This window comes from Wolbachia endosymbiont of Drosophila bocki, assembly GCF_028982005.1.
Lineage (GTDB): Bacteria > Pseudomonadota > Alphaproteobacteria > Rickettsiales > Anaplasmataceae > Wolbachia > Wolbachia pipientis.
On sequence record NZ_JAPQLG010000214.1, the window covers coordinates 1 to 9,998 of the forward strand.

The following is a 9,998-nucleotide window of genomic DNA, read 5'->3' on the forward strand; positions in this document are numbered from 1 at the left end:
ACAATTCTTTAGAGCTCGGTAGAGATGAATTTTTCGAGTTTAAACCAAGCCTTTCCTTTAATTCAGCGTTCTCTATCTTTAAAGCTTTATTTTCTGCTTTTAAGTTTTCTATCTCTGCTTCCAGTTTTTCTATTTTTTGCTGTAAATTTTTGCAAAGCTCTAAAAGGTTTACCACATTACCTCACTTTTGCTCTATGATTATCTTTTTAGATCACTTTGTCTACCTTATTCTGCCATTCCGCTGAACGGATACAATTTACTAAACAGAAAAAAAGGCAAAAGAAGCCCTAGGGTAGCTAGTTATTCACTATCCATTTTTTAAGTTGGCGTTTTTTAATGTTTCAAATAGCGCATTTCAGCTTATATTAGGTAAAAACCTAGAAATTTTATAAAGACATAAGGTGCACATAATGCAAAAAATTAAGCATGACTTACGCCAAATACATTAAGTTTTTTGTCATTAATCCACTGCAGAGATTGCGAAGATAAATAAATAGCTTCAGTGTTACAATAAGGGGGCTGGCGAAGCTTGTCAAGGAAGTTTTTATGATTTATCTAACGAACTTTACACTTGCTAAAGTTGTACCATCTTGGTAACTTTAACTGAAAGAAGTTATTTTTTATCCAATATGAAAAAAGCCTTCATATTCACATCCTTAATAGCAATTATATTGATAGTTGTTACTTATTTATACAGAAACGACGGAGCTAATGACTCACAAGTGGTAAATGTTTATTCATCGCGCAAAGAAGAATTAGTACGTACTTTGTTTGATGAATTCACGAAAAATACAGGTATTAAAGTACGTTACATCATTGATGATTATTCTCAGCTACTTTCACGAATGGAAAACGGTGGTGAAGCCGACTTATTTTTGACTGCTGATGCAATCAACTTAATTCTAGCAAAAAAAAGAGGACTTTTATCTCAAGTAGATTCAGAGGTTTTAAAAAGTGTTATACCTGCAAGATTTAGAGACAGTGAAGATTATTGGTTTGGTCTTACAAAAAGAGCTAGGATATTGGTTTACAATAAAGAGTCAGTAGACCCTAAGGACTTAAGTACTTATGAAGATTTAGCAAATGAAAAATGGAAAGGAAAAATATTAGTGCGTTCTTCTACAAGTCCATATAACAGATCGTTAATTGCTTTTATGATTGCAAATAATGGTTTTGAAAAGACGAAAGAATGGGTAAGCGGAATTGTGAGCAATATGGCAAGAAAACCAAGTGGTGGTGATACTGATCAAATTTACGCCGTAGCAGCGGGTGAGGGAGATGTTGCAATAGTAAACAGCTACTACTTTGCGAGAATTCTTTCATCAGAAAATAAAAAGAATGTTGCAGACAAGCTGGGGGCTTTTTTTCCTAATCGCAACGATCACGGTGTAATGGTAAACATCAGTGGTGCAGCAGTAACAAAAAACGCAAAAAACAGGGAAAATGCTATAGTCTTATTGGAATTTTTAGTAAGCAAGCAGGCTCAAGAGTTATACGCTAAAAAAAACCAAGAATATCCTATTATTGAAGGCGTTGAAACTTCCGATATACTAAAATCTTGGGGAAATTATTCACAAAGTGATTTGCCTCTAAGTGAACTTGAGAAGCATCTTTTTGAGGCTGTTATGGTAGCAGATGAGTGTAAGTGGAAGTAATCCCCAGCGCCACTAAACATTGGGATGAAAGATTTATGCTAATATACCTTACTCTTGACTTGCTGAACTTTTTCTTCCTTCTAACTTAATTTTGACTTTACTATCTTTTTCAGTTCTTTCACCAAAACAATTGCTGCACAAGAAGTCTATTGAAAAAAGGTAATAAGAAAGTAGAATAGGTTCAAGTAGTTGAAAAGGAAACTATGAACAAGAGAAGGAATTTGTTAAACATCTCAGACCTTACAGTCGATGATGTAGAAAATATAACTAAGTTGGCCAACCAGTACCTTAAAAAAGAAGTTGCAAATAGTCATATCTTGGAAAATAAGACAGTAATAAATTTATTCTTTGAAGATTCAACGCGTACACTTGCGTCTTTTGAAATAGCAGCAAAAAGCCTTGGAGCAAATGTTGTAACTTTGCCAATAAGATCTTCTTCTATTAACAAGGGAGAAGATCTAAAAGACATGATCAAAACATTAAATGCAATGAATCCTGATTACATAATAATCAGGCATAAAAGTAGTGGTATCATTAATACACTGGCAAAGTATGTTAACTGCTTGCTAATCAATGCAGGCGATGGAAGTAGTGAACATCCAACTCAAGCTCTTGCAGACTATCTTGTAATCAGCAATCACAAAAAGCAAATAAAGGACCTCAAAGTTGTGATATGTGGAGATATTCTGCACAGCAGAGTTGCAAGGTCAAATATAAGGTTGCTAAAAATGTTTGGAGCAGAGATAAACTTGGTCGCACCACCAACTTTGATTTGTAAGCATTTTCCTGAAGTAGATTCAGTCCATTATTCATTAATTGAAGGTATAAAGGATGCTGACGTAATTATGCTTTTGAGATTGCAGAAAGAGCGCATGAATAATAGTTCTTCAGAGAAAGAATATTTTTATTTGTATGGACTTGATTCACAAAAGCTATCATACGCAAAACCAGATGCGATTGTTATGCACCCAGGGCCAATAAACAGAGGGATTGAGATTAGCAGCGATGTAGCAGATTGTGTTATTTTACAGCAAGTAGAATTTGGATTGGCAATACGTAAGGCAGTGTTGCACTACTATAGGCCTTGCTAATATTAAAAGATGCTACACAACTAATGCAAAAAGGGGGGGCATGAAATGACAAGGCTTGTAAATGGTTTGAGAGTGGCCATTAAGATGTTAAGGCCGAGGATATGGTGTGGAAGTTTTTACGAAAGCCTGAAGTCAATCAACAACCTTGCAGAACGGCAAATTAGACGGCTATCGTAAAAACAGCTTTTTCACCTGGTCGGAACATGGAGAAAGATTTGTGGAAAGAATGTTGTCGATATTTTTGACATCACGTCTCAATGGCCAAAATCCCTTCCAAAAGTTACGACTGCTTAGTTCTTTATTCATTCTCACAATCCGTGAACGGTTACAACCTGGATTCCAGTGGGCTTTGTTGCATCGCTAGCTATGATGGATTAAAGATAAAAAAGATAGCGAATATCAGTAGCTTATTATTCTGGTATTTATAACAAGAACGGTCAATGAATACCTAAATTTGAGTAAAAGAAATTTCACTACCATTTACCAATCCGGCTAAAATTCAAGAATTTCAATGCTTTAGCTATTTTCAATAGAATTAAATTTATTAATATAAATAACAAATTACTATTCTTAAATTTGATCAGATTGATTGCAAAAAAACAAGATTTTCAATAGGTTGCTTATAATCCTAACTATAGTTAGCCTTTCATAAGTAGCGATGCAACAAAGCCATTCCAGTGTCAGCTACTTTCATAACACCATATTACCTTAACAAAAGCAAATGTTCGTACAGATGTGCATCAGCTACTTTCATCTGCCACCTGCAAATTGCAATGTTCGTACAGTTATGTGTCACGCTACTTGGATGACACCGTTGAAAGAAATGAACCGCCTTTTCAAAATTGTTTTGAATAGAGGAATAACATTCACAAGTAAAATTTCATATTACCATTTTTTAATTTATGTATTATAATAAGCTTAATCTATAGGAAAAACAAAGTTGGAAAAGTTGGAGGAACTAAGCAAAAACTGGGTGATAAGAACAGGAAGATTTTTATCTTCATTGTTTTTTTTACTGTTGATTGCGCTATCAATACGTAGTTTTTTATTCGAGCCATTTCATATACCTTCTGGTTCAATGAAAAGCACCCTACTTGAAGGGGATTACATTTTTACTAGTAAATATTCATACGGTTACAGTAAACACTCCTTTCCATTTTCTCCAAACATTTTTAGCGGCAGGATTTTTTATACTCCTCCAAAGCGTGGTGACATAGTAGTTTTCAGACCCACAAGAAATGACAGCATCAGGTTTGTTAAGCGAGTAATAGGAACACCAGGTGACAAAGTGCAAATGATAGAGGGAGAATTATACCTAAATGATCAGAAAGTAGAGCGAAGGCAAATTGAAAGTTTTTTTGATTATGAGTCAAATCGTAACATACCAAGATATATAGAAACGCTTTTAAGTGGCAAGGAACATGAGATTTTGGTAGATGACATTTCTAATAAGCTATCATATAACACTCCGGTTTATTATGTACCTAACGATCAATTTTTCGTTATGGGAGACAATAGAAATAATTCTTTAGATAGTAGGTTTCCTGAAGTTGGTTTTGTACCAATGGAAAATATCATTGGGCGTGTAAGCATAGTTGGTTTATCATTTAAATTAGGAAAGGTCGATTGGTTACCATTTAATTTCAGGTTACCTGTTGCTTTGAGATTAAATAGGGTATTGCACAAGGTTGTGTAAGCTTTTCTACCTATTTGTTAATTCACACAACTCTAAAGAAGAATTTTCTAACTCGGCGATAGTGTTGTTAATTTCATTCAAGTCATTGCCTTGTAAAGCGTTTTTTGCATTTTGTAATAGGTTTTTCAACTTTTGATCAGTGGAAAGGTTATTATTGTTTTCAACCAAGTGTATGAGTTTATTTCCATTAATTTTAGCGCCTGCAAGGGAACGAGCCTTCATATCCTCGTCAAAGCTGTTTATTGACTGGTCAACCATATTTTGAACATCAGCTTCACTCAAGCCAAAACTTGAATTTACTTTAACTGTCTGCTCAATTCCAGTAGTTTTTTCTCTTGCAGTAGCAGTCAAGATTCCGTCAACGTTAACTGTAAATTCTATTTCAACTCTTGCAGAACCTGCAGGCAGTGGCGGTATACCTTTTAGCTCAAACTGCGCTAGAGATTTGTTATCCTCTATCATTTCACGTTCTCCCTGACAAACATGAATTTTCATTGCTGTTTGCCCATCAATATAAGTTGTAAACTCTTTTGTTTCTGAAACTGGCAGTGGCGTATTTCTTGGTATGATTTTTTCAACTATGCCTCCCATAGTTTCTATGCCAAGTGATAAAGGTAGAACATCCAGGAGAATATTCCTATCTTTTGAGCCCGAAATTAAATCATGAGCCTGCAGAGCTGCCCCAATGGCAACTGCTTTATCTGGATCCACGTCATTTAGTACTTTATTTCCAAAGAATTTGACTAGTGAATTTTGAACCAATGGTGTTCTAGTTGCACCACCAACTAAAATTACTCCTTTTATATCATCAATTTTAAGATCTATATCACTTATAGTACGAGTGACTATATTGATAGTCTTATTGACCAAAGAACTGATTGCCTGCTCGAATTCTTCTCTGGTAATTTCGCACTCAAATGGCTTGCCGTTAGCATTAAATTCGAAGATACCTATAGTGTGGTTGCTTAGGTACTCTTTCACAGAGCGTGATTCGATAAGTAAGGAATTTAGTTGCTTAGCCGTCTTTTCTCTATACTTATCAATCACAATTGAACTCAGCAAATGATCAAAATCATCACCGCCGAGTTTGGTGTCACCACCAACCGCAAGGACTTGAAACACTCCTTGATGCAATTTCAATATCGAAATATCAAATGTTCCACCACCAAGGTCATAAACTGCATATATTCCACTGTTATTGTTCTTTTCAATGGAGTAAGAAAGCGCTGCAGCGGTTGGCTCGTTAACGAGGCGAAGAACTTCTATTCCAGCTAATTTTGCTGCATATTTAGTTGCGTTACGTGCTGAATCGTCAAAGTAAGCTGGCACAGTAATCACTGCTTTTTTTACTTCCAGCCCCTTAGACTTTTTTACCCTCTCACATAAAGCTTTTAATACCTCAGCAGAAATCTCAATAGGAGTAAGATACTTTTCCTCTGCGCATTTTATTCTAATAACTTTTTCACTTTCGTTATCTATTTCAAAATAAACACCCATCTTGTTCAAATCTTTAACACTTTTACCCATTAAACGCTTTATTGAGTAGATTGCGTTTTGACCGACATCGTAGCCAGTTTTCAATGTATTATTTTCATATGAAAGAGCAGAAGGCAGTAGCTCTCTTCCCTGCTTATCTTTAAATATCTCCACATTGCCAGCTTTATTTACCATGGCAATTAAAGAATTGGTAGTACCAAGATCTATACCAAAAACTACTTCACTTGAATTTGGTTCAGAAATTTGAATTGGTTGCATTCTTTTTCACCTCCTCAAATGACTTATATAAATATTTCAATCTTAAGACCTGTGTAGCAGCTCCATCAAAATTCTTTACAGCAAAAGTGTTAATTAGGTTTTTAACGCAATCTTTTATTTTTTCATCAATCATCCTGCTTGCAAATTGTAGATCGTCGCAGTCTAGTAAGTACTCTCTTATTTCTATTGATTCATTTAATATTTCAGAATTCGGATGATCCTTTGCCACACCAAAAAGATTCAACAAATGCTCAGCACGTTTTAGCGGTGACTTTAGTATCTGATAAGCTCTGTTAATACTTTCCATGTTTTGGGACTGTCTTTCATTTATATCAGTCCTGCTTAGCTCGATATATTTTTTCTCTAACTCATCAAAACTGATATTGAAAGCTAGTTCGATTTCAAACAATGTAAAATAGTTGCTAGACATGAAAACTCTTTCCACAACCACATTTTCCTTTCTCATTAGAATTTTTGAAAACAAAACCCGATGAAAATTTTTCTTCTACATAATCCATTTCAGAGCCAAGAATAAACATGACGGACTTTGGATCGATCAACACTTTAACTTTTTGGCCATCACTACAGTTTTCCTCAATTATCGACTCTAAAGGACGAATATCATACGCATATTCAATGTCATATTTTAAACCAGAACATCCTTTTTGCTTAATTAGCACTCTTATTCCTATTGCTTCTTCAAGGTTAGTATGCTTTTTTTTGTCCAATAAATACCTTACCCTTTCCACTGCATTTGCAGTTATGGTGATAAGTTTTTTATTCTTTGTCACAGTTTCACCTCCGCCTACTTCTTGATATTCACTCATGCTTCTTAATTCTTTTGCTTACTTTGATAATCATGAATAGCAGCTTTTATAGCATCTTCAGCAAGTACCGAACAGTGTATCTTCACTGGAGGTAAAGACAACTCTTCCACTATTTGAGTATTCTTTATCTGTGTAACGTCACTGATGGTTCTTCCCTTTATCATCTCTGTTAACAAAGAACTTGAAGCAATGGCAGAACCGCAGCCAAAAGTTTTAAATTTTGCATCTTCAATAACACCTTTGTCATTGACCTTTATCTGCAGTTTCATTACATCACCGCACGATGGTGCACCAACTAGACCAGTGCCAACATTTGGATCATTTTTATCCAGAGAGCCAACATTCCTTGGATTTTCGTAATGATCTAATATTTTCTCATTATAACTCATAAAACTACCTGTGAACCACTACACTTATTATAACACATTTAAGTTAAAAACTAAAGTAAAATACACTAGTATCACGGGAATTTTACTTTCAGAATGCACGTAAAACGTCGTATTTAACTTTACAAATACACGTAGTGCGTGTCATTCTTTATATTGTAATTAAGTTTGAATTTTAAAAGGAGTATCCCTTGAGTTTGTTTAGTAACCTTTATAAAGGCTTGTTGAAAACTTCTTCTCGCTTTGGCGACGGGGTGAAAAGTATTTTTTCTGGCAAAAAAAAATTAGATCAGTCGCTTTTAGATGAGCTAGAAGAATTGCTAATTAGCATGGATATTGGTCATAAAACTTCTAAGTTGATTATCGATAGGCTCACAAGCATCAAGTTTGACAAGGAAGTTGAGTATAATATTATCACGCAGCAATTAGTGAATGAAATAGAAGCTATATTAAATCCAGTCGTGCAGCCGTTAGTTTTGGATAAAAAACCCCACATAATAATGGTATGCGGAGTAAACGGTAATGGTAAAACCACAACTATAGGTAAGCTCGCATATAAATATAAGGAGATGGGAAAGTCCGTTATGCTTGTTGCATGCGATACATTTAGAGCTGCTGCTAGTGAACAATTAAACATTTGGGCAGAACGCTCTGGTTGTTCTATCGTTACTGGAGAGTACGGTAGCGATTCTGCGAGTGTGGCATATAGAGCTGTAAGTCAAGCTATGAAAGATAGCGTTGATGTTGTTCTAATTGACACAGCAGGAAGGCTGCAAAATAATGTGAACCTTATGGAGGAATTATCAAAAATATATAGAACGATAAAGAAATTGGATGACACTGCCCCTCATGACGTTATTTTAGTTCTTGATGCAACTACCGGCCAAAATGCTTATAGCCAATTAGAAGCATTTAGCAAAATGGTTAATGTTACCGGGCTAATCGTAACAAAGTTAGATGGCACTGCTAAGGGCGGAGTGGTAATTGGACTTGCAGAAGCTTATAAGATAAAGTTACATGCTATAGGAATTGGCGAAAATATAGAGGACTTAAGGGAGTTTACTAGCAAAGAATTTGCTGAAGCGTTATTTAATTGTAATTAAAAATTTCTCTTAATTCCCTTACATGACCAAGCTTAATTATCTCAATATCGTGAGAAGAGTAATTACCATTTTTAGGCATAATTGCTTTTTTGAATCCTAACTTTTGTGCTTCTTTTAGTCTGAGATCAGCATGCGAGACATTCCTAATTTCTCCTGAAAGTGCAACTTCACCGCAGATTATTGAAGAAGTTGGCAGCGGTAAATTTACTACACTTGAAATAAGGGAAGCAGCAACAGCAAGATCAGCCGATGGTTCCTGTATTTTGAGTCCCCCTGCAATGTTTAGGTATACCTCTTTATCATGCAAAAACATTTTGCAACGAGCATTTAGCACTGCGATGATCATAGCCAATCTATTAATATCCCACCCAACTACTGCCCTTCTTGGGGTTGCCATATTAGTCCCTGCTATTAATGCTTGCACTTCCATTAAAATTGGTCTTGAACCTTCAATTCCTGCAAATACGGCGCTGCCAACTACTTCTCTGTCATGGGCCATCAGAAACAATGATGATGGGTTATCAACAGGCACAAGTCCTGCTTCAGACATCTCAAAAACACCAATTTCATTTGCAGGGCCAAATCTATTTTTAATAGTACGTAAAATGCGGTATTGATTGCTATTTTCACCTTCAAAATATAATACCGTATCCACCATATGCTCCAAAGTTTTAGGTCCAGCTATTTGTCCATCCTTAGTTATATGACCAACTATTAAAAGAGAAATACCATATTGTTTCGCAAGAATGGTTAATTCATGTGCGCAAGTGCGGACCTGAGTTACAGTTCCTGGTGCTGATGTAATTCTGCTATCATACATTGTTTGTATAGAGTCAATTACTAAAAATTTAATACTTTTATTTTCCTTTATTGTTGCTACTACATCAGTTAAAGACACTGTAGATAAAAGCTTAATTTTAGGTTCATTTATCTTAAGACGCTTTGCTCTGAGACTCACTTGCTCTAAAGATTCCTCGCCAGATACATAAAGACATTCAAAAGAGGAAAGTTGCACAACATTAGCTGCAATTCTAAGCAAAAGGGTGGATTTCCCAATTCCAGGTTCGCCACCAATTAAAATGCTAGCACCTTGAACGATACCCCCACCAAAAACTCTATCTAATTCTTCTATTCCTGTTAAAAAACGACTTGGAGTGATAATTTCGCTACCCGATAACGTCTTTATTAAAATTGGTGCAGATATACTTCTTTTGCCCGTTTTTACTGCTATTTCCTCAACAATTGTATCCCAATTGTCACATGCAATGCACTTCCCTACCCACCTACCAGTGCTGTGACCACAGGATTGACATACATATACAGTTTTCATCAAAGCCAAAATTATTTTGTTGTAATTGTAATAAAAATTAGCTGAATATGCGAAGTAAATCTATAGCTAACCCAAGAAAGGGTTCCCTACCCCTACAACAACATTGCAAGCATTGATTTTTCTCCATATGAAAAGAGTCTGGAAGCTCTTTTACT

The 9,998-nt window shown here is 35.4% G+C and carries 9 protein-coding genes and 1 pseudogene; 4 read left to right on the forward strand and 6 right to left on the reverse strand.

Annotation, left to right across the window (positions count from 1 at the left end; genetic code table 11):
• Positions 1 to 175: pseudogene (locus OZD61_RS05480) on the reverse strand (IS66 family transposase); the annotation flags it as partial.
• 454 nt (positions 176 to 629) lie between these two features.
• Between OZD61_RS05480 and OZD61_RS05485 the strand changes: the two are divergent.
• The 3 genes from OZD61_RS05485 (at position 630) to lepB (ending at position 4,442) form a co-directional block, all read left to right on the forward strand.
• Positions 630 to 1,655: an extracellular solute-binding protein gene (locus OZD61_RS05485; protein WP_274980128.1), complete on the forward strand. Its 1,026-nt coding sequence runs from the start codon at positions 630 to 632 to the stop codon at positions 1,653 to 1,655.
• 203 nt (positions 1,656 to 1,858) lie between these two features.
• Positions 1,859 to 2,746: an aspartate carbamoyltransferase catalytic subunit gene (locus tag OZD61_RS05490; protein WP_274980129.1), complete on the forward strand. Its 888-nt coding sequence runs from the start codon at positions 1,859 to 1,861 to the stop codon at positions 2,744 to 2,746.
• 949 nt (positions 2,747 to 3,695) lie between these two features.
• Positions 3,696 to 4,442, forward strand: a complete 747-nt coding sequence (gene lepB / locus OZD61_RS05495; protein WP_274980134.1) for a signal peptidase I — start codon at positions 3,696 to 3,698, stop codon at positions 4,440 to 4,442.
• Positions 4,443 to 4,448: 6 nt separating this feature from the next.
• Here lepB and hscA read toward each other — a convergent pair whose 3' ends face one another.
• From hscA to iscU, 4 genes are read right to left on the reverse strand one after another with little or no spacing between them, the layout of a single operon-like run.
• Complete coding sequence (gene hscA / locus OZD61_RS05500; RefSeq protein WP_274980130.1) at positions 4,449 to 6,197, reverse strand: Fe-S protein assembly chaperone HscA; 1,749 nt, start codon at positions 6,195 to 6,197, stop codon at positions 4,449 to 4,451.
• A complete protein-coding gene (locus OZD61_RS05505; RefSeq protein ID WP_274980131.1) occupies positions 6,175 to 6,627 on the reverse strand; it encodes an iron-sulfur cluster co-chaperone HscB C-terminal domain-containing protein in 453 nt (150 codons plus the stop codon). Before OZD61_RS05505 ends, hscA begins: the two co-directional genes overlap by 23 nt.
• Complete coding sequence (locus OZD61_RS05510) at positions 6,620 to 7,024, reverse strand: HesB/IscA family protein (protein ID WP_274980132.1); 405 nt, start codon at positions 7,022 to 7,024, stop codon at positions 6,620 to 6,622. The genes OZD61_RS05505 and OZD61_RS05510 overlap by 8 nt, the downstream gene beginning before the upstream one ends.
• 5 nt (positions 7,025 to 7,029) lie before the next feature.
• On the reverse strand, positions 7,030 to 7,413 hold the full coding sequence (iscU, locus tag OZD61_RS05515; protein ID WP_007548853.1) for a Fe-S cluster assembly scaffold IscU: 384 nt from the start codon (positions 7,411 to 7,413) through the stop codon (positions 7,030 to 7,032).
• A gap of 188 nt (positions 7,414 to 7,601) precedes the next feature.
• Here iscU and ftsY point away from each other — a divergent pair, with 188 nt between their 5' ends.
• Positions 7,602 to 8,513 carry a signal recognition particle-docking protein FtsY gene (gene ftsY / locus OZD61_RS05520; protein WP_274980133.1) on the forward strand — a complete coding sequence of 304 codons (912 nt, stop codon included), beginning with the start codon at positions 7,602 to 7,604 and terminating at the stop codon, positions 8,511 to 8,513.
• On the opposite strand, the gene radA is transcribed toward ftsY, so the two are convergent.
• Positions 8,500 to 9,843: a DNA repair protein RadA gene (radA, locus tag OZD61_RS05525; protein WP_151808023.1), complete on the reverse strand. Its 1,344-nt coding sequence runs from the start codon at positions 9,841 to 9,843 to the stop codon at positions 8,500 to 8,502. The genes ftsY and radA overlap by 14 nt on opposite strands.
• Positions 9,844 to 9,998 lie beyond the last annotated feature (155 nt).